General features: G+C 62.9%; 24 protein-coding genes and 1 pseudogene. 11 read left to right on the top strand and 14 right to left on the bottom strand.

What is annotated here, in order from left to right; all coding sequences use genetic code 11:
- Positions 1-146: 146 nt before the first annotated feature.
- Entirely contained in the window at positions 147-470 is a 324-nt protein-coding gene (locus X733_RS144555; RefSeq protein ID WP_023819428.1) for a TfoX/Sxy family protein, read from the bottom strand.
- An 83-nt stretch (positions 471-553) separates the two neighbouring features.
- On the opposite strand from X733_RS144555, the gene X733_RS144560 reads away from it, so the two are divergent.
- Complete coding sequence (locus X733_RS144560; RefSeq protein WP_023706439.1) at positions 554-1,051, top strand: GFA family protein; 498 nt, start codon at positions 554-556, stop codon at positions 1,049-1,051.
- Between the two features lie 143 nt (positions 1,052-1,194).
- Here the strand turns inward: X733_RS144560 and sufA are convergent, their stop codons facing one another.
- The 7 genes from sufA to X733_RS144595 all read right to left on the bottom strand — a co-directional run bounded on the left by sufA (position 1,195) and on the right by X733_RS144595 (position 8,431).
- Positions 1,195-1,575 (bottom strand): Fe-S cluster assembly scaffold SufA, encoded by a 381-nt coding sequence (sufA, locus tag X733_RS144565; RefSeq protein WP_013532156.1) that lies wholly within the window; start codon positions 1,573-1,575, stop codon positions 1,195-1,197.
- 105 nt (positions 1,576-1,680) lie between these two features.
- A complete protein-coding gene (locus X733_RS144570) occupies positions 1,681-2,067 on the bottom strand; it encodes an SUF system Fe-S cluster assembly protein (protein ID WP_023709315.1) in 387 nt (128 codons plus the stop codon).
- Positions 2,068-2,088: 21 nt separating this feature from the next.
- Complete coding sequence (locus X733_RS144575) at positions 2,089-3,330, bottom strand: cysteine desulfurase (protein ID WP_023819427.1); 1,242 nt, start codon at positions 3,328-3,330, stop codon at positions 2,089-2,091.
- Between the two features lie 137 nt (positions 3,331-3,467).
- Positions 3,468-4,736 carry a Fe-S cluster assembly protein SufD gene (gene sufD, locus X733_RS144580; RefSeq protein ID WP_023819426.1) on the bottom strand — a complete coding sequence of 423 codons (1,269 nt, stop codon included), beginning with the start codon at positions 4,734-4,736 and terminating at the stop codon, positions 3,468-3,470.
- A 43-nt stretch (positions 4,737-4,779) separates the two neighbouring features.
- The gene (sufC, locus tag X733_RS144585) at positions 4,780-5,535 is read right to left on the bottom strand and encodes a Fe-S cluster assembly ATPase SufC (protein ID WP_023711504.1); all 756 of its coding nucleotides are present in this window, start codon (positions 5,533-5,535) and stop codon (positions 4,780-4,782) included.
- Between the two features lie 27 nt (positions 5,536-5,562).
- A complete protein-coding gene (gene sufB / locus X733_RS144590) occupies positions 5,563-7,080 on the bottom strand; it encodes a Fe-S cluster assembly protein SufB (RefSeq protein WP_023706434.1) in 1,518 nt (505 codons plus the stop codon).
- A gap of 187 nt (positions 7,081-7,267) precedes the next feature.
- Positions 7,268-8,431 (bottom strand): cysteine desulfurase family protein, encoded by a 1,164-nt coding sequence (locus X733_RS144595; protein ID WP_023819425.1) that lies wholly within the window; start codon positions 8,429-8,431, stop codon positions 7,268-7,270.
- 255 nt (positions 8,432-8,686) lie between these two features.
- Here X733_RS144595 and X733_RS144600 point away from each other — a divergent pair, with 255 nt between their 5' ends.
- Together X733_RS144600 and X733_RS144605 are read left to right on the top strand one after the other, a co-directional pair.
- On the top strand, positions 8,687-9,361 hold the full coding sequence (locus X733_RS144600) for an alpha/beta hydrolase (protein ID WP_023669128.1): 675 nt from the start codon (positions 8,687-8,689) through the stop codon (positions 9,359-9,361).
- Between the two features lie 222 nt (positions 9,362-9,583).
- A complete protein-coding gene (locus tag X733_RS144605) occupies positions 9,584-10,231 on the top strand; it encodes an FMN-binding negative transcriptional regulator (RefSeq protein WP_023690215.1) in 648 nt (215 codons plus the stop codon).
- A 30-nt stretch (positions 10,232-10,261) separates the two neighbouring features.
- Here X733_RS144605 and X733_RS144610 read toward each other — a convergent pair whose 3' ends face one another.
- The 4 genes from X733_RS144610 to X733_RS144625 all read right to left on the bottom strand — a co-directional run bounded on the left by X733_RS144610 (position 10,262) and on the right by X733_RS144625 (position 13,959).
- On the bottom strand, positions 10,262-11,002 hold the full coding sequence (locus tag X733_RS144610; protein ID WP_245274478.1) for a phosphatase PAP2 family protein: 741 nt from the start codon (positions 11,000-11,002) through the stop codon (positions 10,262-10,264).
- A gap of 195 nt (positions 11,003-11,197) precedes the next feature.
- Complete coding sequence (locus tag X733_RS144615) at positions 11,198-12,841, bottom strand: glycosyltransferase family 39 protein (protein WP_023819423.1); 1,644 nt, start codon at positions 12,839-12,841, stop codon at positions 11,198-11,200.
- Positions 12,842-12,899: 58 nt separating this feature from the next.
- Positions 12,900-13,232, bottom strand: coding sequence for a lipid-A-disaccharide synthase N-terminal domain-containing protein (locus tag X733_RS144620; RefSeq protein ID WP_023669132.1), 333 nt, complete (start codon positions 13,230-13,232; stop codon positions 12,900-12,902).
- The gene (locus tag X733_RS144625) at positions 13,225-13,959 is read right to left on the bottom strand and encodes a glycosyltransferase family 2 protein (RefSeq protein ID WP_023739402.1); all 735 of its coding nucleotides are present in this window, start codon (positions 13,957-13,959) and stop codon (positions 13,225-13,227) included. Before X733_RS144625 ends, X733_RS144620 begins: the two co-directional genes overlap by 8 nt.
- Before the next feature lie 254 nt (positions 13,960-14,213).
- Here X733_RS144625 and tyrS point away from each other — a divergent pair, with 254 nt between their 5' ends.
- Positions 14,214-15,467 carry a tyrosine--tRNA ligase gene (tyrS, locus tag X733_RS144630; RefSeq protein WP_023819422.1) on the top strand — a complete coding sequence of 418 codons (1,254 nt, stop codon included), beginning with the start codon at positions 14,214-14,216 and terminating at the stop codon, positions 15,465-15,467.
- 17 nt (positions 15,468-15,484) lie between these two features.
- Here tyrS and X733_RS144635 read toward each other — a convergent pair whose 3' ends face one another.
- Positions 15,485-18,871: a DUF3971 domain-containing protein gene (locus X733_RS144635; RefSeq protein WP_023819421.1), complete on the bottom strand. Its 3,387-nt coding sequence runs from the start codon at positions 18,869-18,871 to the stop codon at positions 15,485-15,487.
- Between the two features lie 162 nt (positions 18,872-19,033).
- On the opposite strand from X733_RS144635, the gene X733_RS144640 reads away from it, so the two are divergent.
- The 3 genes and pseudogenes from X733_RS144640 to X733_RS144650 all read left to right on the top strand — a co-directional run.
- Positions 19,034-19,501, top strand: coding sequence for a peroxiredoxin (locus X733_RS144640; RefSeq protein ID WP_023819420.1), 468 nt, complete (start codon positions 19,034-19,036; stop codon positions 19,499-19,501).
- Positions 19,502-19,665: 164 nt separating this feature from the next.
- Entirely contained in the window at positions 19,666-20,949 is a 1,284-nt protein-coding gene (locus X733_RS144645; RefSeq protein WP_023819419.1) for a M23 family metallopeptidase, read from the top strand.
- Positions 20,950-21,042: 93 nt separating this feature from the next.
- Positions 21,043-21,297: pseudogene (locus X733_RS144650) on the top strand (ABC transporter permease subunit); the annotation flags it as partial.
- Positions 21,298-21,344: 47 nt separating this feature from the next.
- Here the strand turns inward: X733_RS144650 and X733_RS144655 are convergent.
- Positions 21,345-22,526, bottom strand: a complete 1,182-nt coding sequence (locus X733_RS144655) for a M24 family metallopeptidase (protein WP_023819417.1) — start codon at positions 22,524-22,526, stop codon at positions 21,345-21,347.
- Between the two features lie 212 nt (positions 22,527-22,738).
- On the opposite strand from X733_RS144655, the gene X733_RS144660 reads away from it, so the two are divergent.
- The 4 genes from X733_RS144660 to X733_RS144675 all read left to right on the top strand — a co-directional run bounded on the left by X733_RS144660 (position 22,739) and on the right by X733_RS144675 (position 26,905).
- Complete coding sequence (locus X733_RS144660; RefSeq protein WP_023819416.1) at positions 22,739-23,905, top strand: ROK family transcriptional regulator; 1,167 nt, start codon at positions 22,739-22,741, stop codon at positions 23,903-23,905.
- Positions 23,902-24,666 carry an ATP-binding cassette domain-containing protein gene (locus tag X733_RS144665; protein ID WP_023706423.1) on the top strand — a complete coding sequence of 255 codons (765 nt, stop codon included), beginning with the start codon at positions 23,902-23,904 and terminating at the stop codon, positions 24,664-24,666. The genes X733_RS144660 and X733_RS144665 overlap by 4 nt, the downstream gene beginning before the upstream one ends.
- A gap of 41 nt (positions 24,667-24,707) precedes the next feature.
- Positions 24,708-25,748 carry a sugar ABC transporter substrate-binding protein gene (locus tag X733_RS144670; protein ID WP_023684845.1) on the top strand — a complete coding sequence of 347 codons (1,041 nt, stop codon included), beginning with the start codon at positions 24,708-24,710 and terminating at the stop codon, positions 25,746-25,748.
- Positions 25,749-25,909: 161 nt separating this feature from the next.
- Positions 25,910-26,905 (top strand): ABC transporter permease, encoded by a 996-nt coding sequence (locus X733_RS144675; RefSeq protein ID WP_023743159.1) that lies wholly within the window; start codon positions 25,910-25,912, stop codon positions 26,903-26,905.
- Position 26,906 lies beyond the last annotated feature (1 nt).

The raw sequence follows: 26,906 nt of genomic DNA, 5'->3' as shown, positions 1-26,906 counted from the left end.
AAAGAGGGAGATTAACAGCTTAGCCGCAGGCTCCCATTTTCAACGTTGGTGATTGGCGAAGGCCAATGTGACAACTGATCTCCCCCCTTGCGGGGGAGATGTCCGGCAGGACAGAGGGGGGTGGGAAGAAACGCGGCGGTCCCGGTTCACTTCCCAGCCCGGCGTCCCGCCTCATACGCCCGGCGCGCCCACACCCTCATCTCATCAGGATCATCAAACGCGCTGTCGGGAATGCTCCAGTACGGCATCGCGACCAGCTTGCCGTGGCGGGTGCCGGTATAGGTCCATTGCTTGCAGCCGGCGGCTTCGAAGTCGGGCGCGCTTTGCTCGTCAGCCTTGAGCAGCAATTCGCCGCGCAGCACGATGGCAACGATGACGCCGTCGAAATAGATACCCTTGCCGCCGAACAGTTTTCGGATACTGACCGGGCCGAGGCCTTCGAACAGTTCTTCGATGCGTTCATTGTCCATGCCGCAATCATGTCACCGGGCTTGCCACGGCTGCAATCAAAAACCATGCTGGCAAGTTGAGAGCCATCCGTCGGAGTTTTGTCATGCCGCTGCTGCTCAAGGGATCCTGCCGCTGCGATGCCGTCCATTTCGAGGTGGAGAGCAACACGCCGGTGCCGTTCATGCTGTGCTACTGCTCGATCTGCCGCAAGCAGCAGGGCGGCGGCGGCTTCGCCATCAATCTCGGCGCCGATTACAAGACGCTGAAAATCAAGGGCAAGCGCAATCTCGGCGTCTACCAGGCCGAGATCGCGGACGACGAGCATCCAAAGTGTGAGATTTCGACGGGCGAGCGCAATTTCTGCAAGAAGTGCGGTTCGGCGCTCTGGCTCTACGATCCGACATGGCCGGACCTGGTCCACCCCTTCGCCTCGGCAATCGACAGCGAGCTGCCGAAGCCGCCGGAGAAGGTGCATCTGATGTTGAAATACAAGGCGAGTTGGGTCGAGCCGGTGATCGGCAAAAAGGACAAGGCGTTCGACGTCTATCCCGAGGAATCGATCGCCGACTGGCACAAGCGGACGAAGATGTGGGTAAAGTGAGGGCTCGGAGCGCGACTTGCGATGGTTAGCACTGCCCCTCACCCGGCCCTTCGGGCCGTTCGTCATTCGAAAAGCCAAGCAATTGGCTTTTCGCCCGCTGCGCGGACCATTCCTCACCTCCCCGTGAACGGGGATAAGGAAGATCAGGCCGAAGCGCGCGCCTCAGCCAGCGCCTTCAGGTCGGCGGGCTTCAGTTCGACGGATTCGCCGCAGCCGCAGGCCGAACTCTGGTTCGGGTTGTGGAAGGTGAAGCCGGTGCGCAGCGTGGTCTGCTCGAAATCCATCTCGGTGCCGAACAGGAAAAGGGCAGCCTCGGGCGCGACATAGACATGCGCGCCGTCGCGTTCGATATGGTCGTCCTTGGTGTTGGGCTCGGTCACCAGGTCGACCGTGTATTCCATGCCGGCGCAGCCGCCCTTCTTGATGCCGAGGCGAATGCCATGCGCATTGTCGCGCGTGGCGACGATCTCGCGCACCCGGTCGGCTGCCTTTTCGGTCATCGTGATGACGGCGAAGCGTCCCATTCTTTTTCCTCTTCCATTCCATGCAGGTTCAAGGCCTGCCGAATGATTCCTCACCTAAAATGGTGAAGTTTTACCACTGGTGCAAGTGCACCAACCTCAGTCAACCTAGTACCAGCCCACCGCCACCTGCGCCTCTTCCGACATGCGGTCGGGCGACCAGGGCGGGTCGAAGGTCATGTTGACCTCGACGCCGGAGACGCCTTCGACGGCGCCGACGGCGTTTTCCACCCAGCCGGGCATTTCGCCGGCCACCGGACAGCCGGGCGCGGTCAGCGTCATGTCGATCTTGACCGCGCGGTTGTCCTCGATGTCGATCTTGTAGATGAGGCCGAGCTCATAGATGTCGGCCGGGATTTCCGGGTCATAGACGGTCTTCAGCGCCGAGACGATGTCGTCGGTCAGCCGCGCCAGCTCGTCGGCGGGAATGGCCGAGGCGGAAACCAGCGGATTGATGGCTGCTTCCGGCGCGGTGGTGTGGCTCGCATCATCCATGGTCGTCATCCAAAGAACCTGTCACCCGAAGAACTTGCGCGCTTTTTCCAGCGCATCGGCCAAAGCGTCGACTTCGGCCCTGGTATTATACATGCCGAACGATGCCCTGCATGTGGAGGTTACGCCAAAGCGTTTCAACAGCGGCTGGGCGCAATGGGTGCCCGCGCGGACGGCAACACCTTGCCTGTCTATCACCATCGACACGTCATGGGCATGAATGCCCTGCAATTCGAAGGAAATGATGGCGCCCTTGTCCGGCGCGTCGCCGAAGATGCGCAGCGAGTTGATGGCGCGCAGCCGCTCGTGCGCGTAGGTCTTGAGGTCGGCCTCGTGCGCGGCGATGCGCTCGCGGCCGATCTTTTCCATGTATTCCAATGCTGCACCCAGCCCGATCGCCTGGACGATCGGCGGCGTGCCGGCCTCGAAGCGGTGCGGCGGCTCGTTGTAGGTGACGATGTCTTCAGTCACCTCCTCGATCATTTCGCCGCCGCCCATGAAGGGGCGCATGCCCTGCAGAATGTCCTTCTTGCCGTAGAGCACGCCGATGCCGGAGGGCCCGTAGACCTTGTGGCCGGTGAAGACGAAGAAATCGCAATCGAGGTCCTGGACGTCGATCGGCATGTGCACGGCGCTCTGGCTGCCGTCGACAAGTACGGGAATTCCACGCGAATGCGCGATGCGCACGATCTCCTTGATCGGGGTTACCGTGCCCAGCGCGTTCGACATATGCGTGATGGCGACGAGCTTGGTCTTGTCGGTCAGCCGCTTTTCGAATTCCTCGATGTGGAAGATGCCGAGATCGTCGACCGGCACCCAGACCAGCTTGGCGCCCTGCCGCTCCCGGATGAAATGCCACGGCACGATGTTGGAGTGGTGCTCCATGATCGACAGCACGATCTCGTCGCCCGCGCCGATATTGGGCATGCCATAGCCGTAAGCCACGGTGTTGATGGCGGCTGTCGTGTTGGAGGTGAAGACGATGTTGTCGGTGCTTGGCGCATTGAGGAAACGGCGCACCGTCTCGCGCGCCTTCTCATAGGCGTCGGTTGCGGCATTGGACAGGAAATGCAGGCCGCGATGGACGTTGGCGTATTCCTGGGAATAGGCGTGCTGGATCGTATCCAGCACCACCTGCGGCTTCTGCGCCGAGGCGCCATTGTCGAGATAGACCAGCGGTTTGCCGTAGACTTCGCGCGACAGGATCGGGAAGTCGCGGCGGATCGCCTCGACGTCGTATGGGGTTGTTTCGATCTTCTGGTCCATTACAAGCTCTCTTGAGGCACCGCCTCACTTCGTCACGCACCCCTCATCCGACCGAGCTTCGCTCGGCCACCGCCCGGGGCGAGTCACTTGCCTCGCCCGTCCTTCGGACCCCACAAGGGGAGAAGGGAAAGAGGCGCTTACCCGTGCGCCACGAACCAGTCGTCCAGCCTTGTTTCCAGGGCCTCGACGATGGTTTCGTCGTCCAGTTCCTCGATTACTTCGGCCACGAACGCCTTCACCAGCAAGCCGCGGGCGCTCTTCTCGTCGATGCCGCGAGCCATCAGGTAGAACAGATGGTTGTGGTCGATCTCGGTAACGGTCGCGCCGTGGCCGCAGATGACGTCGTCGGCGAAGATTTCCAGCTCCGGCTTGGTCGAGAACTCGCCATCATCCGACAAAAGCAGCGTGTTGCAGGCCATCTTGGCGTTGGTCTTCTGCGCGTATTGGTGGACGTTGATGCGGCCCTGGAAGACGCCGCGCGCCTTGCCGGTCACGACATTGCGGATCACTTCCGTCGATGTCGTATGCGGCACGGCATGGTCGAGCACCATGGTCACGTCGGTGTGGGTGTCGCCGGCCAGAAGGTTGATGCCGCGCAATTTGAAATCGGCGCCTTCGCCCGTGGTCTTCACCACGATCTCCTGGCGCACAAGCTTGCCGCCGGCATTCATGAAGAACAGCGTCAGCTTCGAATTCTTGCCGAGATGCGCCTTGAACTGCGCCAGATGGGTGGCCGTTTCCGGCTGTTCCTGGATGATCAGCCAGGTCACCTCGGCGCCCTCGCCCAACACCAGCTGGCTGACGGAGCTGGCCAGAGCCGCGCCCTCGCCCGCCTGACGCTCGACGATCGCAGCCTTGGCGCCGGCGCCGACACGCACGGGAAAGCGCACATGGGTCTGGCCGCCGGCTTGCAGGTTCTGCAATTCGATCGGCTTTTCCAGTGCTGCGCCATCGGCGATGTCGACGAAATAGCCGTCGGCGACGAAAGCAGTGTTCAGCGCGCCGATGGCGTCATCGCTGCCATAGGGGTCGAGGCCGGGCGCAATCGAGCCATCGGTCAGCTTTTCCGACAGGCGCTGAATCATCACGCCCTCGATCGCGGGGAATTTCGCACTCGAGACGCCGTTCAGAACCGCCAGCACGGCGGAACCTTCGACGATGGGCGCCAGCCCCTTGGCGGCGGCCGTCGGATCGAACGCCGGCACCGCAGTCAACAGCCGGCGCAGGTCAGTGTAATGCCAGGATTCGATGCGCCGCGTCGGCAGCCCGTGCTTGATTGCCTCAATGGCGTCGTCGCGCTTCAGCATCACCGCGCCGTCGCCCGGCAGCAGCGACAGCCGCTCGCCGAAAGCGTCGATCAACGCCGTTTCGGCCTGTGTGCGCTGGGGTTGTGTATGCATATTCATCAGTTTTGCCCCGCCTTTCAGCATAAAATGGCCTTCTGGCATCTCACGCGGCTTCGCCGATCACGCCGGCATAGCCATTGGCTTCGAGATCGAGCGCCAGCGACTTGTCGCCGGACTTGATCACCTGGCCCTTGTATAGGACGTGCACGCTATCGGGCACGATGTGCTCGAGCAGGCGCTGGTAGTGGGTGATGACGATGATGGCACGGTCGGCCGAACGCAGCGCGTTGACGCCGTCCGAGACGATCTTCAGCGCATCGATGTCGAGGCCGGAATCGGTCTCGTCGAGCACGCAGAGCTTTGGCTCCAGCAGCTTCATCTGCAGGATCTCGGCCCGCTTCTTCTCGCCGCCGGAAAAGCCGACATTGAGCGGCCGCTTGAGCATCGCCATCTCCATCGAGAGCGAGGCTGCCGCCTCTTTCACCCGCTTCAAAAATTCCGGGATCTTCAGCGGCTCCTCGCCGCGCGCCTTGCGCTGCTCGTTCATCGCGACTTTCAGGAATTCCATGGTCGCGACGCCAGGTATCTCCATCGGATACTGGAAGGCGAGGAAGATGCCCGCGGTGGCGCGCTCGGCCGGATCCATTTCGAGGATCGACTGGCCGTTATAGAGGATGTCGCCTTCGGTGACCTCATAGTCCTCGCGGCCGGCGAGGATGTAGGACAGCGTCGATTTGCCCGAGCCGTTCGGGCCCATGATGGCGGCGACCTCGCCGTTTTTCACCGTCAGGTTCAGGCCGCGGATGATCTCGGTGCCGTCATCGACGATGCGGGCATGCAGATTCTTGATCTCAAGCATTTTTTCTTTCCTGGATATATTGTCCGGTCAGCCGACCGAGCCCTCGAGGCTGATGCCGATAAGCTTCTGCGCTTCGACCGCGAACTCCATCGGCAGCTGCTGGATGACATCCTTGACGAAGCCGTTGACGATCAGCGCGATCGCCTCCTCTTCCGGGATGCCGCGCTGCATGACGTAGAACTTCTGGTCCTCGGAAATCTTTGACGTCGTCGCCTCATGCTCGAACTGCGCCGTCGAGTTCTTGGCTTCCATGTAGGGCACGGTGTGCGCGCCGCACTGGTCGCCGATCAGGAGACTATCGCAATTGGTGAAGTTGCGGGCGTTGGTCGCCTTGCGGTGCGCCGAGACCTGGCCGCGATAGGTGTTCTGCGAGAAGCCGGCGGCAATGCCCTTGGAGATGATGCGGCTCGACGTGTTCTTGCCGAGATGGATCATCTTGGTGCCGCTATCGACCTGCTGGTAGCCGTTCGACACAGCGATCGAATAGAACTCGCCGGAGGAATCGTCGCCGCGCAGGATGCAGCTGGGATATTTCCAGGTGATCGCCGAACCGGTCTCGACCTGCGTCCACGAGATCTTCGAACGGTGGCCGCGGCAGTCGCCGCGCTTGGTGACGAAATTGTAGATGCCGCCCTTGCCCTCGGCATCGCCGGGGTACCAGTTCTGCACCGTCGAATATTTGATCTCGGCATCGTCGAGCGCCACCAGTTCGACGACGGCGGCATGCAGCTGGTTCTCGTCGCGCTGCGGCGCCGTGCAGCCTTCGAGATAGGAGACGTAAGCCCCCTCCTCGGCGATGATCAGCGTGCGCTCGAACTGGCCGGTGTTCTTCTCGTTCATGCGGAAATAGGTCGACAGCTCCATCGGGCAGCGCACGCCCTTGGGCACGAAGACGAACGAGCCGTCGGTGAAGACAGCCGAATTCAGCGTGGCGTAGAAATTGTCGGATGTCGGCACGACCGAGCCGAGATATTTCTGCACCAGCTCCGGATGCTCGCGGATGGCTTCCGAGATCGAGCAGAAGATGACGCCGGCCTGCGCCAGTTCCTTCTTGAACGTGGTGACGACGGAAACGGAATCAAACACCGCGTCGACGGCGACACGGCCCGATTTGTAGACGTTGTCGCTGGGCTCCTCGAGATCGGAGACGTCGGTTTTCTGCACGCCGGCGAGGATTTCTTGTTCCCGCAGCGGAATGCCGAGCTTCTCGTAGACCTTCAACAGCTCGGGATCGACGTCGCTCAGCGAGGTCGGGCCGGGCGTGCTCTTGGGCGCCGCGTAGTAATAGAGGTCCTGAAAGTCGATCTTCGGATAATGGACGCGCGCCCAGGTCGGCTCTTCCAGGGTCAACCAGCGTCGATAGGCTTCCAGACGCCATTCCAGCATCCAGGACGGTTCATCCTTCTTGGCCGAGATGAAGCGAATAATGTCTTCGCTCAGGCCCTTGGGGGCCTTGTCCATCGCGATCTCTGTCTGGAATCCGTATTTGTACTGGTCGACGTCGATCTTTCGGACCCGATCGATCGTGTCCTGCACAGCAGGCATAAGCGTTCTCCATCCACGCCGGGGTCAAGGCCCGACAGTTTTCAAACTATGGCATCGCCGAGGGCTGCCCATGAGGCGCCGAAGGCGGCGTAAGTTCCATATAGTGCGTCTCGGCCGGGAATTCACCCGGCCACTTGCAAACGCACGGCTCTACCAGGCCGCGAGGCCTGAATTCTTTGTCGCCGCCTCAGGCGGCTTGTTCCCTGCCCGCCCGGCGCTGGGCAATACCGGCCAGCGCAGCACGGAACAGTTCGATATCCCCGGCACTCGTTGCGTGGCCGATGGACACGCGCAAAGCGCCCAGGCTGTCGCCATGACCCATGGCTTTCAGCACATGGCTCGGCCCGACCTTGCCCGACGAACAGGCCGATCCCGCCGACAGCGCAACGCCAGCCAGATCGAACGCGATCTGCGCCGTCTCGGCCTTGATGCCGGGAATAGCGAAGAATGTCGTATTGGCAAGCCTTGGCGCGCCGGTTCCGAAGATTTCTGCGTCCGGCACCAGCGTTTTGAGTGTTTTCTCGACCTCGCCGCGGCGTTGCGCGATCGCTTCGACGTCTTTCAGTCCAGCCAAAGCCTGCCGCGCCGCGGCGCCAAAGCCGGCGATGGCCGCCAGGTTTTCGGTGCCGCCGCGATGGCCCTTTTCCTGGCCGCCGCCATTGATCAGCGGCTTCGGCATCATCAGATCGGCTGCCGCAACGACGGCGCCGACACCCTTGGGGCCGCCGATCTTGTGCGAAGACAGAATCAAATAGTCGGCGTAAGCCGCTGACATATCGATGGGAACACGGCCCGCAGCCTGCACCGCGTCGACCACCAGAATGCCGCCCGCCGCATTGACGATCGCGGCGATGCGATCAATCGGCTGGATGACGCCGGTCTCGTTGTTGGCCGCATGGATCGCGACCAACGGCAGGCCTTCGGCCTTGTCATGCGCGGCCAGAGCGGCTGTCAGCTGAGCGAGGTCGGCAATGCCATCGGCGTCGACGCCGATCCGCGAAACCTGTGTTGCCGGGAAGCGGCCGCCGTTCAACAGGCAAGGGTGGTCGGCCTCGCAGACATAGAGCCGGCTCATGCGCGCCGTGCCACGGCCCATCCGCCAATCCGGTGTCAGCAGCGTCGATGCGGCTTCCGTCGCGCCGGAGGTGAAGACGACATGCTCGGCCTTGGCGCCGACAAGCGCTGCCACATCGCGCCGGGCAGTGTCGATCAAGCGCCGCGCCGCGCGCCCCTCGGCATGCACCGACGACGGATTGGCGACGAGATCGAGCGCGGCAATCATCGCCTCGCGCGCCTCGGCAATGAGCGGCGCGCTGGCATTGTAGTCGAGATAGGCGCGTGCTGCGGCCATTTTCACCCAATCGATCCCGTCAAGACCCTTTCCGCAAGGATAGCGCGTTATTTCCTTGAAATTGCAAGGCAAGACGTCCTATTTACGCGGCTTGCGGCGAGGATGGCCGGGCCGTCACGGCTGGCTATCCAGTTTTGAACAATTCTAAACTAGCTTCTAAGAAGACGCTTGCCCTGCGTCAAGGCCCGGAAGGGCTGGGGCTGGAGTAAGAATTGTTCCGGGCGCCGCGCATTCGTATGCCATTTGGAGTATTTCATGCCTGAGGTCATTTTCACCGGTCCGGCCGGCCGCCTGGAGGGCCGCTACCAGCCTTCCAAGGAGAAGAGCGCGCCGATTGCCATCGTGTTGCATCCGCATCCGCAATTCGGCGGCACGATGAACAACAAGATCGTCTATGACCTCTTCTACATGTTCCAGAAGCGCGATTTCACCACGCTTCGCTTCAACTTCCGCGGCATCGGCCGCAGCCAGGGCGAATTCGACCACGGCACCGGCGAATTGTCGGATGCCGCCGCAGCGCTCGACTGGGTGCAGTCGCTGCATCCGGATTCCAAGAGCTGCTGGGTGGCCGGTTATTCCTTCGGCTCCTGGATCGGCATGCAGCTTCTGATGCGCCGGCCCGAGATCGAGGGCTTCATCTCGATCGCGCCGCAGCCCAACACCTATGATTTCTCGTTCCTGGCGCCCTGCCCGTCATCGGGTCTGATCATCCATGGCGATGCCGACAAAGTGGCGCCGCCCAAGGATGTGCAGGGCCTGGTCGACAAGCTGCACACGCAAAAGGGCATCACAATCACGCAGAAGACCTTGCCCGGCGCCAACCACTTCTTCGCCAACGACGCCGATCTGCTGCTCGAGGAATGCGCCGACTATCTCGACCGACGGCTGGCCGGCGAATTGTCCGATCCGCGGCCGAAGCGGCTGCGCTAAGAGCAATTCCAGGAAAAGTGCAAACGGGTTTTCCGTCCGGAATTGCGTCAAAACAAAAACTCCCGGTCCGATGCCGTCACAGTCGTGCCCATCATGGGCGCGACAATGCCATTTCGGCTGATCCAAACGGTGAAGCCAGCCTGACATGTGGCGCGGCTCGGCTGAACGGTGCACAATGCCGGTTCAGCCAGCGCAAGAAGGCATGACCGATCATGNCCGATCATGTACCAGCCTCCCCATTTCCAGGAAACGCGGCCGGACGTCCTGCACGGGCTGATCCGGACGCATCCGCTGGGGTTGCTGATCTCCAACGGCACCGATGGCCCGGTCGCCAATGCCATTCCTTTCCTGCTTGATGCAGAGGTTGGGCCGAATGGCCGGCTGCGCGCCCATCTGGCCAGGGCCAACCCGCAATGGCGTCAGCTGGCCGACAATCCGACATCGCCGGTGCTGGTCGTCTTCCAGGGCGCCGACGCCTACGTGACGCCGTCCTGGTACGAGACCAAGCGCGAGACCGGCAAGGTCGTGCCGACCTGGAACTACGCCATTGTCCAGGTGCGAGGAACCGTCAGAGTGATCGAGGATTCCGCCTGGATCGCACAGCAGATCACCGAGCTGACGCTGTCGCAGGAAGGCGCCCGCGAGGCACCCTGGGCGGTGACCGATGCGCCGCCGACCTTCATCCAGTCGCAAATCAAGGGCATTGTCGGGCTTGAGATCGAGATCGCCGAAATCAGCGGCAAGTGGAAAGTCAGCCAGAACCGGCCTGTCGCCGACCGCGTCGGTGTCGCCGAAGGGCTGGAGAAGGAAGCCGCCAGCGCGCCTGACATGGCTCGGCTGGTGCGGAGCTGGGGTGGCATCGACAGCTAGCTGGGGTGGTCTTAGATGGTTCCAAAGGCGTCAGCAATTCAGTTGCTTGCCGGCGCTGCTCCAATGCGGAAATTCGTCTTGTCTCGGCGCATCGTTTTGGTTTGGTTTGCGAGCCCGACGGAATAGGCGGAACGTAGTTTTTGCCACCGGCAACCCCGACGCCGTGTAGCGGAAGATACATCCCAGCCGGCCAAGCACCATCGCGCAAACGATGGCAACAGCACAGCCAAGGCCGAAGCCGGCGACAGTGTCGCTCGGATAGTGCGCGCCGATAAAGATCCGGGTCGATGCGACCGACAAGGTTGCAGCCAGCAGCACCCATCTGCGCTGGGGCAACAACAGCAGTGCAATGCCGAAAATGACGCCCATGGTCGTGGCATGGCCGGACGGGAAGCTGGCAAAGCGCGCCTCCAAGGAAAAAGGATGCAGCGACAGATCGCCGAGCTTGTCGAAATTCATCGGCCTGGCTCTGCCCACGCCATATTTCAGCACGTTGACGACCATGGCCGAGAGTGCGATCGAACCCAGCACCATGAAAGCAAAGCAGGTCCAGTTGTAGAAGGTCATCCGCGCGCGCCGGGAAAGGCTGCGCCAATCCGTCAGATTCGCGGCAATCAGCACCAGTACCGACGGGACAAGATACCAGCCGCCTAGGCCGAAGAAGGTAAAAAACGCGGCGATGCGGAAGACATTGGTCGAACCTGAAGCCCACTGCCTCGCCATGGTCCCTCCAAGATGGTCGAAACGGAGCGACACCGCGATCGTCAGCAAAAGCCAGGCCACAACCCAGACCGACCACAGGATTTTCGGGTAGCGCGCCGGGCGCGTCGCCAGGCGATGCCGTACAATCCCGAAAGTGTCGCGGAAATTAGCGACAGACTGCCGGAGCATGGCAGGCAAAGCGGCACGCGCCGGCGATGGCGACTTCATCAACATGCGGAGCTCGGCGCGATCATTGAAGAGCTATCAGTTCGCCACACGGTACAGGCCGAGCGACAATTTATCACCTGACGAATAGTTGATGCCGTCGATCTCGGCGACGCGGCTGGCCTTCTTGCCTTGCCCTGCCAGCAGGTCATCCAGCCGTTTTTCATCGCCGACCGGCGCCAGGCCCAGCGCGCAGGCCGGATCGCCAAGCAGATGTTGCGCAACCCCGTCGACATCGGTCAGTACCGTCTTTGTGCCCACCAGAAATACCAGGCTCGGTTCGTGATATTGCGCGGAGGCGAGCACGCTCATCTCACAGGGACGATCGGCGCGAACCGCCGCCTCGATTTCCCGACTCATCCAAATCGGTTTCAGTGACGGCACGATGACACCGAACAGCAGGGCGTAGGTTATACCGGCGCAAACCGCAGCCCCGCCGATGCGGACCAGCGGCACCAGCGTCTGGCGCGAAACAGCGAGGTAGCCGGCGCCCAATGCTGCCGCGGCGGCCGGAACGCTCCACCATAAAAATGTCTTCATGAGATAGATCGGCGCACCGACGCAAAGCACGGCGAGACCGACTGTCACCAGAACGGTGCCGAATGCGGTCGCCCACCACAGCCATGTCTGCCAGCGCCTGAGCGGCGCATTTGCCTCTTGCGGCGTCAGCGTCAAAAGCCAGCCGATGAGCAGGGCCATGCCGGGATAGGCCGGCAGCACATAATGCGGCAGTTTCGTCGGGATCAATTCGAAGACGAGCCAGAACGGAACGTACCAGGCGAGGCAGAAACGCAGGCGCGGATCGTCGCGCAATCGGTTGAGCGCCTGCAGTCCGGCGCCGAGCGCCACAAGGCCGAACGGCCACATGAACAGGCAATAGGTCAGCACGTAGAAGCCCGGCGGAACGCCGTGCGACTCCTCGCCTTGCGCGACCTTGCCGAGCATATCCTTGCCGACGGCCTGCTGCAGGAAGGCGCCGTTGCTCTTCCAGGTGATGAGGGCGAGCCAAGGCAGCACGATCAACAGCACCAGAATCAGCCCACGCCCGGCTTTCAGCCTCGCCAGCCAGCGCCAGTCGCGCTCGAAAGCAACCAGCGTGAGCACCGTCAGCGCCGACAGCAGCGGTGCAATCGGCCCCTTGATGAGGATAGCCGCGCCCTGCGCAGCCCAGAAAATCCACGGCAGATGGCCGGCGACAGGCTCGTTGCGGCGCGATGCCAGATAAATCTGCGCCAGCGCGCCTTGCGCCAGAACGCAGCAGGCAAGCAGCATCGCGTCGGTCTTGGCGTCACGGCCTTCGAAGGCGGTGGCGAAAATCGCCGCCATGACCAGGCCGGCGGCAAGACCGGCATTGGCGCCGAACAGATTGGCCCCGGTCCAGGCGATTGCGACGACGGCGATGGCGATGCCCAGCGCCGAGATCAGCCGGTAAATCCAGATCGGCGCCTGTGCCCCCTCGCCGCTCAGCGTCACCGCCGCCGATTGCAGCCAGTAGATGCCGATCGGCTTTTGGTAGCGCGACGCGTCCTGGAAGCGGATGTCGACATAGTCGCCGGTCTCCGTCATCTGCTTGGTCGCCTGGACGAAGCGCGGCTCGTCGCGGTCGAGCGGCGGCAAAGAGGCCAGTCCCGACGCCGTCATCATCAGGCTGAACAGGAAGAGAAAGATGTAGTTCCTGCTCATTTCGACACCGGACAGACTGGTCAACACCGGACAGACTGGATTTGGCGGGACTGGTGGCTCAGTCGACCTTGGTCATCGCCGCCTTGCGCTCATTGGCGATGAGCCATAAATTTCTGACATAGATCACCATGCCCATGGCCTGGCCGGCGATGAACACCGGATCCTCACGCTGGATGGCGTAGACGAGCAGCAGCCCGCCGCCGAACAGCGAGAAGAACCAGAAAGCGATCGGCACGACGCTGCGCTTGGCCTTTTCCGAAGCGATCCACTGCACCAGGAAGCGCATGGTGAAGAAGAACTGGGCAACGAAGCCGAGCAGAACCCAGGCGTCGAACTGCTTGACGAAAACCTGGTGCAGCCAGGTCGCCAATTCCTGAAACACGTTAGCCATGCGTGATTTCCTCTACCTTTGGCATTCTGCGGCGCCGGCGCCGAAGCCACCAGACGCCGGCGAGATCGAGCGCGCCCTGCAGGCCGCGATCGAAGATGCCGTAATTCGACTTGCCGTGGCGGCGCGAGCGGTCGACGACGTCGCAATGGACGACGCGGTAGCCTTCCTGGATGACCAGGGCCGGAACGAAACGATGCGTGCCGTCGAAGAAGGGCAGTTTGCGTAGGATATCGGTGTGGATCGCCTTCAGGCCGCAGCCAGTGTCGCGGGTGTCGTCATGCAGGATCGCGCCGCGCAGCCAGTTGGCGAAACGCGATGCCAATTGCTTGATCTTGCTGTCGCGGCGCTTCAATCGCTGCCCCTGCGCGGCGCCGAAATCGGGCCCTGCCCGACGCAGCGCATCGACCAGAACGGGGATATATTGCGGGTCGTTCTGGCCGTCGCCGTCGATGGTGGCGACGATCGAGCCGCGCGCCGCCCAAGCGCCCGAGCGCACCGAAAGCGACTGGCCGGCGGATTTTTCGTGCCGCAGCTGCCGAAGCGGAAACGGACGTTTGGCGGCTTCAGCGGCAAGCACCGAAGCGGTGTCGTCAGTCGAACCGTCATTGACGACGATGATTTCGAAATCGCGCCCGGTCATCGCCGCCTCGATCTCGTCGATCAGCAGCGGCAGGTTCGCCGCCTCGTTGCGGCAGGGAATGACGATGGATATCAATGCGTCCGGCATATCGCGTCGGGCTCTGTCACAAGATATGGCATTCGGTGGATGCCGTGCGGTGCCGTTCCAGCGGATCGAACCCGTTGGCGCGGCGCCTCATTACGCCAGCCGACAGGATGAAGCAAGCATGCGCGGCAGTGCAGAATAGGCTGTCCATGCCGGCGCAAAATCGGAAACCACTTTTGCTTGACGCGCTTGGATGCTAAACGCCCGCGTTCAGGCCATGCCGGGCCGTTCGGACCCGGCGCTTTCAGGAAGAAACAATGTCCGCCTTCAAGTCCGATTTCCTGCGCGTCATGAGCGAGCGCGGCTTCATCCACCAGATTTCGGATGAGACCGGGCTGGATCAACTTTTCGCGAAGGAAACCGTGACCGCCTATGTCGGCTACGACGCCACGGCGACCAGCCTGCACATCGGCAATCTGATATCGGCGACCATGCTCTACTGGATGCAGGAGACCGGACACCGGCCGATCGCGCTGATGGGCGGCGGCACCTCGATGATCGGCGACCCGTCCTTCCGCGACGACCAGCGCAGCCTTTTGACGCCCGAGGCGATCGCCACCAACATCGAAGGCATCAAGCGAATTTTTGGCCGCATCCTGCGCTTCGGCGACACTGGCAATGACGCCATCATGGTCAACAATGCCGACTGGCTGATGAAGCTCAACTATGTCGAGTTCCTGCGCGATGTCGGCCGCCACTTTTCGGTCAACCGGATGCTGACCTTCGACAGCGTCAGGCTGCGGCTCGAGCGCGAACAGTCGCTGTCCTTCCTCGAATTCAACTACATGATCCTGCAAGGCTATGATTTCGTCGAGCTCAGCCGCCGCCACGACTGCCGGCTGCAGATGGGCGGTTCGGACCAGTGGGGCAACATCATCAACGGCGTCGATCTCGGCCACCGCATGGGCACGCCGCAGCTTTATGCGCTGACCACGCCGCTGCTGACGACATCGTCGGGCGCCAAGATGGGCAAATCGGCCAAGGGCGCGGTGTGGCTGAACGGCGACCTCTTCTCGCCCTATGATTTCTGGCAGTACTGGCGAAACACCGAGGATGCCGACGTCGAGCGCTTCCTGAAGATCTTCACCCGGCTGCCGCTGTCGGAGATCGCGCGGCTGGCCGCCCTTGGCGGCTCGGAGATCAACGAGGCCAAGAAGGTGCTGGCCACCGAAACCACGGCCATCGTGCACGGCCGCGAGGCGGCGCTCGCGGCCGAGGAAACTGCGCGCAAGACATTCGAGGAAGGCGTGACGGCCGAAACGCTGCCGACCGTGGAAGTGGACGACGCCGCGCTGGAAGCCGGCATCGGCATCCTGTCGCTGCTGGTCAGCGCGGGCCTTGCCGGGTCAAACGGCGAGGCAAGGCGTCACATACAGGGTGGCGCCGTGCGCCTCAACGACCAGCCGGTGGCGGACGACCGGCGGATGGTGACGCCTCTTGATTTGAGTCCGGAAAACGTCGCAAAGCTTTCAGTGGGCAAGAAAAAACACGTTCTGGTGCGGCCGGTCTGACCCGTCTTCTGGGATCCTCAGCGATATTCGAAGATCGAGCGGAAAATGCCCGGCGCGATTACCGATAGCGGGTTGATGTCCAGCACCGGCTTGTTGGCGTTGCCCTTAAGCCGGTAGGTGACGCCGATCAGCCCGCGGTCGCGGCCATTGCCGAGCAGCGCGCCGACCAGCGGCAGTTCGCCAAAGATGCGGTTGAGGCCATAGGCCGGCATGAAGGTTCCGGTCATGTCCATATTGTTGTTCTGGTCGTAGAGCGTGCCTTGGAAGGTGGTGCCGATGCGCGGGCCGCGCAGCACGCCATTCGCCAATTTCAAATAGCCCGACCCCTTGTCGATCTCGGTAAAGCCGCGCTCGAACTTTACCCGCGAAGTGTCGATCTTGCCCTTGACCGCTTCGTTCAGGCTGCGGCTGTCGCCGGTTGGCGTGGTCGAGACGATCGAGGCGAGCTTCGGTTCATTGACGATGAAGAAGTTGCTCGAATCGACCTGTCCACGCATCGGGCCGTCGGCTGCGCCGCTGAGCGCCAGCGTGATCGATCCGCCTTCCATATGCTCGTAGATGTTGAGGAAGCGCAATATGGCGCCTGCGTCGGCCGACTTCATGGTGAGCGCGCGAGCACCATTGCCTGCCGTATTGCTGATGGTGATGGCGGCGCCGGAACTTGCCGCGGCGCTGACCTTGAGCCTGTTCACCCTGGAGCCGGCGGCACTGTAGTCGAGCTTCAAATTGGACAGGACCTCGTCATGGAACCCGGTTAGCGAATTGACGTCGGCGCTGACCGAAACCGCGTCCGTGCCGGTGGTTTTGGTGGCGGTATCGACATCGGAGGTGAACTGCTTGATCAGCGAGCGGGCATCGAGCGCGTTGCCGCTGACATCGACTGCGAAGCCCTTGCCCGACCGCTTCACCGTCACGGCGACATCGTCGCCCCGGTTCAAGGCGACTTTGCTGAAGCGGGCCGACGACAGCGCGCCCTTGACCAGGACGACATTGCCTTCGACCGAAAAGCTCTTTCCGTCGAGGTCGAAGTCGGACAGCGTCGTGGTATCGCCGGACTTGGTCATGGTAAAAGTGGCATTGGCGGCAATGCCCGGCCCCTTGCTCCAGCCTGCCCAGGGAATGTCCAGCCTGGCGCTCGTCAGGTCGACGTCGACGTTCTGGCTGCCGCCTTCGCCGCTCTTGTCGATTGCCACCTTGATGGTGCCGGAAATCAGCGGCGACAGGCCAGGCATGGCCATGGCGCGCGTCTTTTCGTCGAGCACAAGCGCCACCTTGCGGCTGCGCGGCGGCCCGCCATCCCTGAGCGGCTCAACCAGATCGAGCTCGGCTGGAATGCCGTTCAGCCGCGCCTTGGCAGAGATCACCGCCTTGTCAGGCCCGACTTCGATCGAGCCGTCAGCATCGGTCACCATCTGGCCTTCGAACGGCTTGGCGAGCGACAGGTCCTTGTAGTCGAGCGATACCAGCCAATCGAGCTTCGACGTGTCGACGCCGGATTGCAACGGAATGTCGGCCTTGACGTGGCCGGTCACCGTGCCCGACAGGTCGTCCGGCAAGATGCCGACATGGCGCATGGCGTTGATCGGTTCGTAGGAGGCAAGTTCGGCGATGGCCGGCGCCTCGCCGGCTACGTCGATGTCGAGCGCGCCGATCACCGGCGGGTGGTTTGCCGCCTTTACCGACAGTGTGCCATTGCTTGCCGCCACGGTGCGGCCGCTCGGCATGTAGACGCTGCCGGAGGACAGCGCGACGTCGACATCGTTGCCGTGGAAGGAAACGACGCCGACGGCATCGCGTATCGGCGGAATGCGGCCGGCGGTGTCGAAACGCGAGCCCTCGACCTGGAAGCGGCCGAACACCTCGTCGGCCGAAAGCGGCACGCCGTTGCCGAGACGCCCCGGCACGACCTGGAACTGCAGGCTGGCATCGACGACGCGGCCGCCAAACAGGTTCTGCAGCACCCACAGCCGCGCGTTCTTGGCGGAGAACCAGGGCCACAATTGCTTTACGTGCGAGACCGCCATGTCGTGGACGTTGAGCGACACCGAGATACCCGGCGGTCCGTTGTCGATGAAGGAAACCGCAGCGGTTCCCAGCACTTCGCTCCCCGATCCCGACCTGATACCGATCTGGTCGGCGACAAGCTTGCGGCTCTTGACCTGATAGACGCCGGCGATGCGGGCGAAGAAATTCAGCGCCGGCTCGGGCGATTCCGAAGGCGCCAGCGTCGAGCCGTCGCTGGTCAGGTCGTAACGATAGGAAGGCTCCTCGCCGGCCGCGCCGGTCGACGGCTTTGGCCCGATCGAGCCGGCGAAATTGAACGCCGAGCGCCCGGTCTTTAGAACCAGCCTGCCGACATCGATCTTGTTGGAGCCGGAGACGAGGGCGGCGTCGACATCGACATCGGCCGGCAACAGCCCGCGTGTGCCGAGGTCGAGCACCGAGCCGGTTAGCGACAGCGAGCCCGTCAGCCGCGAATCGGTCTCGCCCGAGCCTTCGGATCCGGTGAGCTTCAAAGCAATCGCGCCGGTTCGCCCGCCGGCCGCCGGCGTGGTCTCCGCGACATCCGCCATGTCGATGGCGGCGTTCAAGGCGGTGACGCGCATCGAGCTCGTATCGCGGGTGGCGGTGGCGGTGACGGTGAGCGCGCGGCCATCGACATCCGCCTCGGACGAGAACTCCACGCTGCCGGGGCCCGACTGCAGCACCGTCGCGTTGGCGATCATGACCAGCTTGACCGATCCGGCCTCGGGCAGCTCGAATGCGACATTTTTGAGATCGATGCGGCGCATCGAATCCTCGCGCACGGCATCGAGTGCACGATTGACGTCACTGAAGACGGCGGCGGCCAGTTTTTCCGGATCGATGAGACCGTCTTGATTGCGCAGGCGCGCTGTCCAGTCACCACCCGACGGCATTGCCGCGGTGACGATATGGGCGTCGGAAATCCTGGCGCTGGTCAGCCGAACCTCGCCCGAAAGCAGCGGGATCAGCCGGATGCCGAAGCGGACGCGCCCGGCATCGGCCATCGGCTTGCCGTCGGCCGTCTCGACGCTGACATCCTTGACCTGCAGCGCAATGAAGCTCGATCCGTCAAGTGTCAGGCTGGCAGGACCGACGGCGACTTTGACGTCGAAACCGGCCAGTTTCTCGATCGCCGTTTCGGCTTCCAACCGCAGCCGTTCGTTGCCGATGCCGGTGGCGCCGATGACGTAGACGGCGGCCGCTGCCAGCAGCACAAGGGCTCCAATGCCGGCAAACAGCCGGGCAAGGATGCGAAAGCCGCGGCCGATCCGTGCCTTGCCGAGCGGCGGCACGCGGCAAGCGGACGGGAAAGCCCCCAGGTCGGTGATCTCGTCACGCCTGAACCGGATTTTCTCGTGCTGCGGTTCTTCCTGATCCACGCAATTTTCCGTTGTGCGAATTCGATCGTGGACGAATCCCCGCCCGACACTATAACGACGCAGGCTAGAGCATGATGCCGAAAAGTGTGAGGCGGTTTTCGGACGACATCATGCTCTATCTCTTTGATTTAGGGCCGCGTAACCTCAAACAAGGGCATCGATATGGCTGATCTCGACGTTGGCGACGTTGCGCCGCAATTCGATCTTCCGCGCGACGGCGGCGGCTCACTCAGCCTTGCCTCGATGCGGGGGAAGCCCGTTGTACTTTATTTCTATCCGCAGGACGACACCACAAGTTGTACCAATGAGGCGATCAGCTTTTCGCAGCTGAAGCCGGAGTTCGAAAAGGCCGGCGCCGTGGTGATCGGCCTGTCGCCGGACAGCGTGAAGAAGCACGACAAGTTCAAAACCAAATACGATCTCACCGTCGACTTGGTTGCCGACGAGGCGCGCAAGGTGATCGAGGCCTACAATCTGTGGGTCGAGAAGACGATGTATGGCCGGAACTATATGGGCGTCGAGCGGGCGACGTTCCTGATCGGCAAGGACGGGCGGATCGCCGGGATCTGGCGCAAGGTCCGGGTGAAAGGCCATGCCGAAGCAGTGCTGGAGGCGGTCCGCGCGCTCTGAGGCGCCACCGATCTGGCCAACGCCGCGCAGTGCATTAGGGGCATAAGACATATATGCGGTTGGCTGACACCGTTGGTCACTAGCGCGCCCGCGACGGCAAAACTTTGTTAACCCTAATAATGTGTAATCGGGCTTCGTTGGTGTCGTAACGAAAGCTTGGTCCCGTGAACCTAACCGGTCAGTCAGCGGTCTTCGGCAGGCGCAAGGAGCCGCATACGGTCATCATTGCGCGGGGCAATGAAATACGGCATTTCACCATCCGGCCGTGGCTCGTCGCCTTTCTCGGCTCGGCACTGGCGGCGATCGCCATCGGCTATCTCTTGGCGACCTCCTATCTCGTACTGCGCGACGATCTGATCGGCGCCACCACGGCCCGGCAGGCGCGCATGCAGCAGGCCTATGAAGATCGCATTTCCGCATTGCGCGCGCAGGTCGACCGCATCACCAGCCGCCAGCTTCTCGACCAGAAACTGATGGAAACCAAGGTCAGCGAATTGATCGAGCGGCAGAGCCAGCTCAGCCAGCGCCATGGCCGCCTCGGCCCGATTCTCGAGCGGGCCGAAAACGAAGTCGGGACGCTGCCAACCGCTGATGCCGCAGCGACAACAAAACCCGACGAACATGCCGAACTGACTGGCGGCGAGCCACTCGCCTATTCGGTCGCCAGCCTTGGTTCGGGCGACACCAGGCCATTCTCGCTGTGGTCGACACGTTCCGATCCGCTGCCCAGCGAAACGGCTGCGGACCGCGCCGACAAATTGTTCGTCTCGATCAATGATTCACTGAAGGCTATCGAGAGCCAGCAACTCACCCGCATCGAAACCCTGGCCGACAACGCCTACAAGAACGCCGATGCCATCACCCAGGCGCTGGAAGCGGCCGGTCTGCCGGTCGACAGTGATTTCGGCAAAAACGAAAGCGATGTCGGCGGACCGCTGATCCCGCTTGACAGCTCGATGATGTTCGACAGCAAGGTCAAGGAACTGGACGAGGCGCTGGATACGCTCGACCAGTTGAAGAAAGAGGCGCGGCGGCTGCCGCTCGCCAACCCGGCGCCGGGCCACTCCGTCACCAGCCCGTTCGGCGTGCGCACTGACCCCATCCTCGGCACCGCTGCCCTGCACTCGGGCATGGATTTCCGCGCGCCGGTCGGCATGGAAGCCAAGGTCACGGCGGCCGGAATCGTTACCAAGGCCGGCTGGAACGGCGGCTATGGCCGCATGGTCGAGGTCGATCACGGCAACGGCTTTGCCACGCGCTACGGCCATCTGAGCGAGATCGACGTTGCCGTCGGCCAAAAACTCGCAGCCGGCGACATCATTGGCAAAACCGGCAGCAGCGGCCGTTCGACCGGCCCGCACCTGCACTACGAAGTCCGCCACAATGGCGAGGCCATCGACCCGCTGCGCTTCCTGACCGTCGGCAAGAAGGTCGAGCAGTATCTGTAGGGTCAAGCCAGGCGGCTGGTTGCACGCCCCCGCCTCCTTCACCCGTTGTACCATCCTGTTGTTTGGCAATCCGACATCGCGTGCTCCGGCGTCACGTTCTGGAGCCTGCGGCTGCCGCGCGCTTTGCCGATGCTGTTCTCATCGCTGATTGCCTCGGCCACCGCCGTGATCGGCGCCATTGTCGGCGAATGGATCGGCTCCGACCAAGGACTTGGCGCGCTGATCGTCCAGGCGTCCTTCAACTACCAGTCGGACCGCCTCTACGCGGCGATCGTGCTGTCATCGGGCCTGTCGATCGTCCTGTTTTGTCTTGTGGTGCTGATCGAGCGCCGGACGATCCAATATTGAGCAGATGCGTCAGGCGGGTCGCGGTGGCGTCCGTCGTGGCTGACCGGTCAGGATTTGACATGGATGTCTCGCGGGAATTTGGTCAGCGTCTCATGGCCGGTCTCGGTCACCAGAATGGTCTCGCTGATCTCGATGCCCCAGCCATCCATCCACATGCCAAGAATGGAGTGCAGGACGTTGCCGGGTTGCAGCGCGGTCTTGTCGCCGGGCCGCAGGCTGATCGTGTGCTCGCCCCAATCCGGGGGATAAGCGACGCCGATGGAGTAGCCGATGCGCGATTCCTTCTTCAGCCCGTAGCGCTGGATAACCTTGCGCCATGCGGCCTCGACCGCTTCGGCTGTGGTCCCCGGCCTGACCGCGTCGAGCACCGCATCCATGCCTTCGATCACCGCCTTTGCGGTGTCGGCGACACGGGCCGGCGTCTTGCCGAGCTGCATCGTTCGGGCGAGGCCTGCGGCATATCGGCGGCAAACGCCGGCGAGTTCGAGCGCGATCGTCTCGTCCTTGCCGAACCTCCGGTCGCTCCACATGATGTGCGGAGCCGATGCATTCTCGCCGCCGAGGATCGTCGGCGGAAGTGCCGTGATGTCGCCGGCGAAGTCTGGACTGCCGGCAATCTGCGCCGCCTGGATCGCGGCAATCGCATCGCATTCGCGCACGCCTGGCGCGATGACTTCGAAGGCCCGCTCGACAGCTGCTTCAGCCAAGGTCGACGCCTTGCGCAGGTAGGCGATTTCCGGCGCGGATTTCACGGCGCGGATCCAGTTCACCAGGAGATCGGCGTCGTGCCATTTCGCATTGGGCAGGCCAGCGACCAGCCGGGCATGCGCCTTCGGCGAGAAATAATAAGCTTCGAGCTCGACGCCGATATGTCTCGCGCCCCAGCCCTTGGCGACGATCCAGGCCGCTATCCAGTCCATCGGATGGCGATCGGCGCGCTGCACGTGGTCCTCGGGGAAGCCGACCACATTCTCCGGCTTCATCCAGGCCGTCAGCAAGCCGCCTGCCGCATCCATGGCGCGGCCGATCCAGACCGGCTCGGCCTCGTTTTCGATCGGGACAAGCACGACCTGCGGCGTGTAGAACGACCAGCCGTCATAGCCGGTGATGTAATGCTGGTTGGCGACATCGTTGACGACCAGCAGTTCCAACCCACGCGCCGCCATCTCGGCGCGGATCTTCTTAAGCCGCCGCTGGTACTCATCGCGCGCAAAAGGCAATTCGATCATCGGTTTTCCTGCTGGATCACTGGTCGGGCGAGCCCCGCGCCCGCCTGACGTCATTCACCATTGCGGTGGTTTCAGCCCGGCTGCAATCGGCCAGCGCGGCACATGGGACAGGTCCTGCACCGCGTCTGGGAACCATTCCGAATTATTTTTGAATTCCATTTGACTGAATAAATTGCCTGTGCAAGTCTTGGCCTTCCTAAAGGGCGCGGGACATGGCACTGCGGGGAACCAATCAGGAGTTCGGGCGGCCTTACAACCGGCGCATCGTGCTGGAGTCCATCCGCCTTCACGGTCCCATAGCTCGCGGCGACATTGCCGGCCGCGTTGGCCTCACCGTCCAGACCGTATCGACCATCGTTCGCGAACTCGAAGAGCATGGTTATGTGCTGTCGCTGCGCGAAGAGCCGCGCGGACGCGGGTTGCCGCCGGCGACGCTCAGGATCAACCCCGAGGGCGGCTATGCCGTCGGCGTCCACCTCACCCCGCTGGGGATCGACGCGGCGCTCATCAATCTCAGCGGCGATGTCATCGAGAGCATGCATCGCGAGGCGCCGCATGCGACGCCCGACCATGCCTTCGAGCTGATCGGCGCGATGGTGCCCGAGTTGACCGCGCTGCGGCACGGCGGACGCGTGCTCGGCATCGGCATGGCGCTGCCTGGACCGTTCGGCGTGGAGTCGATGAGCTTCGTCGGCCCGACGACCATGGCCGGCTGGAAGGATGTCGCGCTGCCGGAACGGCTGGCGGCGTCGACCGGGCTGCCGGCCTTCTTCGAAACCGACATGGCGGCGGCGGCCATGGGCGAACGGCTTTACGGTCTCGGCTCCGGTTATTCCGAATACTACTACCTCTATTTCGGCGTCGGCCTCGGCGGCGTCATCGTGCATGACGGCGCGGTGATGCGCGGCGCCTGGGGCAATGCCGGCGAAATCGGACACATCCCTGCCGTTCCCGGTGGCGAGCCTTGCCCATGCGGTAACAGCGGCTGCCTCGAACGGTATCTCTCGCTCGAAGCACGTCGCCGCCGCAACGTCAGCGACGCCGCCTGGGTGGCCGAGATCGCGCCGATCTTCCGCAACGCCATCGTCACCATAGAGAATGTGTTCGACCCCGAAACCGTCATCCTCGGCGGGCTTGCGCCCACCGACCTGCTCGAAAAGCTGGTCGGCGCGGCGGGACAGCTTCCCAATTCGGTCTCGGCGCGGCGCGACCGCAAGACACCGCGCGTGACGGTGGCGACCGGCGGCAAGCATTCGGTGCTGCGGGGCGCTGCCGCGTTGGCCGTTTCGGGCGTGCTGTCGCCGCGCTTTGGCCAGATGTTCATTGCCGAGCGCGAGCGCCGGCCAGACCTCATGCACAGCAAGGGAGTGGCGGCATGACCGAACCGCTGCTGGTACTCGAAAACGTCACCAAGAATTACGGCGCCATCCATGCGCTCAGAGGCATCAGCTTCTCGATCGGCAAGGGCGAGGTCGTGGCGCTGCTCGGCGACAATGGCGCCGGCAAGTCGACGCTGGTCAAGATCATCGCCGGCGGCCTCGAGCCGAGCTCCGGCCGCATGCTGTTCGAGGGGAAGGAATTCCTGGCGAAAACGCCGGCCGAGGCCAAGGCCGCCGGCATCGAGACCGTCTACCAGGACCTTTCGCTCTGCACCAATGTCGACGTCGTCGCCAATTTCTTCATGGGCCGCGAAATCACCCGCAAGGTTCTCGGTATCCCCATCCTCGACGAGCGCGCCATGGAGGCCGTGGTCGGCAAGGCGCTGGCAAGTGCGGGCACCCGCATCCCGTCGCTGCGCACCAATGTCGAGCATCTCTCGGGCGGCCAGCGCCAGGCCATCGAGCTCAACCGCTTCGTGCATTGGGGCGGCAAGCTCGTGCTGCTCGACGAGCCGTTCGCCGCCCTCGGCGTCGAACAAACCAGGCGCGGTCTCGAGATGATCCGCCAGGTGGCCAACCAGGGCATCGGCGTCGTCATCATCACCCATATCATGCAACAGGCCTTCCAGGTCGCCGACCGGATCGTGGTGATCCGGCAAGGCGTCGTGGCCGGCGATGTCGCACGCAACAAAACAAGTCCCGATGCGGTGATCAACATGATCACCGGTGAGACGCTTGCCGGTGCCGGACCGGCAGGTTGAGGGACAAAAGAGGGGTCCGGTATAAAAGAGGAGCGAACGACATGAAGCGAATACTGGTTCTTGTCTTCGGTATCCTGGCACTGGCTCTTGCCTCGCTCACGCCGGCAATGTCCCAGACCAAGGGCACCGTCTATTACATGGTCCCGACCCTGCTCGATGAATTCCAGACCGGCTCGGTGAGCGCGCTGGAGCTGTTCCTCAAGCAGGTCGGCTATGAGGTGAAAACACTCAACGCCGATAACAAGACTGACGCGCAGCAATCGCAGATGAACGACGTCATTGCGCTGAAGCCGGCGGCGATCATCCTGGCCGCTGTCGATTTCAACGCGTTGAAGCCGTCCATCGAAGCGGCGCGTGCAGCCGGCATCCCGGTGGTCGAGTTCGACCGCCAGATCACCTCGACCCCGTCCGATTTCACCTCGGTGGCGGGCACGGTCGAGATCGGCTACGTCGCCGCCGAGCAGGCGCAAAAGCTTCTGACCGCCAAGAACGGTTCGGTGAAGGGCAAGATCCTGCAGGTGCTCGGCGATCCCGGCGATCCCTACACGCTCGACATCCAGAAGGGTTTCGAGGAGAAGTTGAAGGCGTTTCCTGACGTGAAGATCATCTCGCTGCCGGCCATGCAATGGGAAGCCAGCAACGCCGGCACGATCGTTGCCGACCAGATGCTCGCCAACCCCGACATCGACCTGATCTTCAGCCATGCCGCGCACCTGTCGGTCGCAGCCGTCGCCTCGCTCGAGGCCGCCGGCAAGAAGCCGGGCGACGTCATGCTGATGAGCTCGAACGGCGCTCCGGTCGGTCTCGACCTGATCCGCAAGGGCTGGCTCAATGTCGAAGTCGAGCAACCGCTCTACGCGCAGGCCGCGGCCGTGGCGATGTTCATGGACAAGATCGCCGGCAAGCAGGAAATCAAGCCTGGCGAGTATGACGTGCTCGGCTTGAAGTCGACAGTAACCAAGGAGAGCTGGGGCCCCAACATCAAGATCCCGGGCGCCGCCATTACCAAGGAAAACGTCGACAATCCGGCCTTCTGGGGCAACCAGAAGCCGCCGACGGACACGATCAAGTCTGTCGAATAGTAGCCTAGCGAAGCGCTCCGGGCCATTGCGGCCCGGAGCCTGCCCATTCACGACGCCGCGTCCCAGGACACCGTGGCGAACCTAAACCCGCGCCTGAACCCGACGAAATCGAGTTGATTTCTCAGCCTGATTTTTCTCGGGAGCGCCAACCGGATCAGCCCATGAACCCGCGCACCCGCAAAGCCCTGGAGTTCGTCCTCGACAACCTCGTCTGGTTCATGCTGATCTTTGTGCTGGTTGTCTTTTCCATCTTCGTCCCGAACTACTTCCAGCTCGGCATCTTCGCCAACATCATCGAGGCCTCGAGCGTTCTCGGCGTGATGTCGATCGGCCTGTCGCTGGTCATCATTGCCGGCCATATGGACCTGTCGGTGGAATCGGTGGCCGCGCTCAGCGCCATGGCGGTCGGCATCCTGTTCTGCTCATCGGGCATCGGCATGGGCATACAGCTCAATCCGCAATGGCTGATGGTTCCGGTTTCGCTGCTCGTTGCGCTGGCCGTCGGCGGCCTCATCGGCGTCTTCAACGGCTATCTCGTGGTCAAGGTGAAGATGAGCGCCTTCATCATCACGCTGGCGTCCTACATCTGGGTGCGTGGCCTGGTTCTGGTGATTTCCGGCGGCCGCTCGGCACAGGATCTGGCGCCGGCCATCCGCTGGTTCGGCATCCAGCGGCTGGCGGGCCTGCCGCTGACCGCCTGGATCGCCGTCGCCTGTTTCGTCCTGTTCTCGCTGATCATGGCCAAGACGCCGTTCGGCCGCCACCTCGTGATGATCGGCGGCAATGAGACAGCGACCTTCCGCGCCGGCATCCGCGTCAACCGCAACCTGATCATCGCCTTCGTGCTGGCCGGCGCCATTGCCGGCCTGGCCGGCTGGCTGCTCGCCATCCGCACCTCGGGCGCCACCGCCAACCTCGGCACCGGGCTGTTGTTCAACGCCTTTGCCGCCGTCGTCATCGGCGGCGTCAGCCTGAAAGGCGGTGTCGGCACCTTGCCCGGCGTCTATGCCGGCGTGCTTTTGCTCTCCTCCATCAACACGGCAATCAACCTGATGGGCCTGCCGGCCAATTTCACCCAGGTGATCCACGGCCTTTTGGTGCTCGCCGCCGTGCTGCTCGACGCCTTCAAGCAAACCATTCGCCAAAGACTGGCATAGG

The organism is Mesorhizobium sp. L2C066B000 (genome assembly GCF_000502335.1).
In the GTDB taxonomy this organism is placed as follows: domain Bacteria; phylum Pseudomonadota; class Alphaproteobacteria; order Rhizobiales; family Rhizobiaceae; genus Mesorhizobium.
The sequence above is the reverse complement of the archived record's forward strand: the minus strand, read 5'-3'. Positions and strand labels throughout refer to the sequence as shown.

Excerpts from the sequence above, each read along its gene's own strand:
- X733_RS144670 (WP_023684845.1), top strand. The coding sequence starts at position 24,708 with ATGAAGCGAATACTGGTTCTTGTCTTCGGTATCCTGGCACTGGCTCTT.
- X733_RS144655 (WP_023819417.1), bottom strand. The coding sequence starts at position 22,526 with ATGATCGAATTGCCTTTTGCGCGCGATGAGTACCAGCGGCGGCTTAAG.
- X733_RS144570 (WP_023709315.1), bottom strand. The coding sequence starts at position 2,067 with ATGGATGATGCGAGCCACACCACCGCGCCGGAAGCAGCCATCAATCCG.
- X733_RS144560 (WP_023706439.1), top strand. The coding sequence starts at position 554 with ATGCCGCTGCTGCTCAAGGGATCCTGCCGCTGCGATGCCGTCCATTTC.
- X733_RS144555 (WP_023819428.1), bottom strand. The coding sequence starts at position 470 with ATGGACAATGAACGCATCGAAGAACTGTTCGAAGGCCTCGGCCCGGTC.
- X733_RS144605 (WP_023690215.1), top strand. The coding sequence starts at position 9,584 with ATGTACCAGCCTCCCCATTTCCAGGAAACGCGGCCGGACGTCCTGCAC.
- X733_RS144595 (WP_023819425.1), bottom strand. The coding sequence starts at position 8,431 with ATGGCCGCAGCACGCGCCTATCTCGACTACAATGCCAGCGCGCCGCTC.
- sufD (WP_023819426.1), bottom strand. The coding sequence starts at position 4,736 with ATGAATATGCATACACAACCCCAGCGCACACAGGCCGAAACGGCGTTG.
- sufC (WP_023711504.1), bottom strand. The coding sequence starts at position 5,535 with ATGCTTGAGATCAAGAATCTGCATGCCCGCATCGTCGATGACGGCACC.
- X733_RS144675 (WP_023743159.1), top strand. The coding sequence starts at position 25,910 with ATGAACCCGCGCACCCGCAAAGCCCTGGAGTTCGTCCTCGACAACCTC.
- X733_RS144615 (WP_023819423.1), bottom strand. The coding sequence starts at position 12,841 with ATGAGCAGGAACTACATCTTTCTCTTCCTGTTCAGCCTGATGATGACG.
- X733_RS144665 (WP_023706423.1), top strand. The coding sequence starts at position 23,902 with ATGACCGAACCGCTGCTGGTACTCGAAAACGTCACCAAGAATTACGGC.
- sufA (WP_013532156.1), bottom strand. The coding sequence starts at position 1,575 with ATGGGACGCTTCGCCGTCATCACGATGACCGAAAAGGCAGCCGACCGG.
- X733_RS144625 (WP_023739402.1), bottom strand. The coding sequence starts at position 13,959 with ATGCCGGACGCATTGATATCCATCGTCATTCCCTGCCGCAACGAGGCG.
- X733_RS144575 (WP_023819427.1), bottom strand. The coding sequence starts at position 3,330 with ATGGACCAGAAGATCGAAACAACCCCATACGACGTCGAGGCGATCCGC.
- X733_RS144660 (WP_023819416.1), top strand. The coding sequence starts at position 22,739 with ATGGCACTGCGGGGAACCAATCAGGAGTTCGGGCGGCCTTACAACCGG.
- X733_RS144600 (WP_023669128.1), top strand. The coding sequence starts at position 8,687 with ATGCCTGAGGTCATTTTCACCGGTCCGGCCGGCCGCCTGGAGGGCCGC.
- sufB (WP_023706434.1), bottom strand. The coding sequence starts at position 7,080 with ATGCCTGCTGTGCAGGACACGATCGATCGGGTCCGAAAGATCGACGTC.
- tyrS (WP_023819422.1), top strand. The coding sequence starts at position 14,214 with ATGTCCGCCTTCAAGTCCGATTTCCTGCGCGTCATGAGCGAGCGCGGC.
- X733_RS144640 (WP_023819420.1), top strand. The coding sequence starts at position 19,034 with ATGGCTGATCTCGACGTTGGCGACGTTGCGCCGCAATTCGATCTTCCG.
- X733_RS144620 (WP_023669132.1), bottom strand. The coding sequence starts at position 13,232 with ATGGCTAACGTGTTTCAGGAATTGGCGACCTGGCTGCACCAGGTTTTC.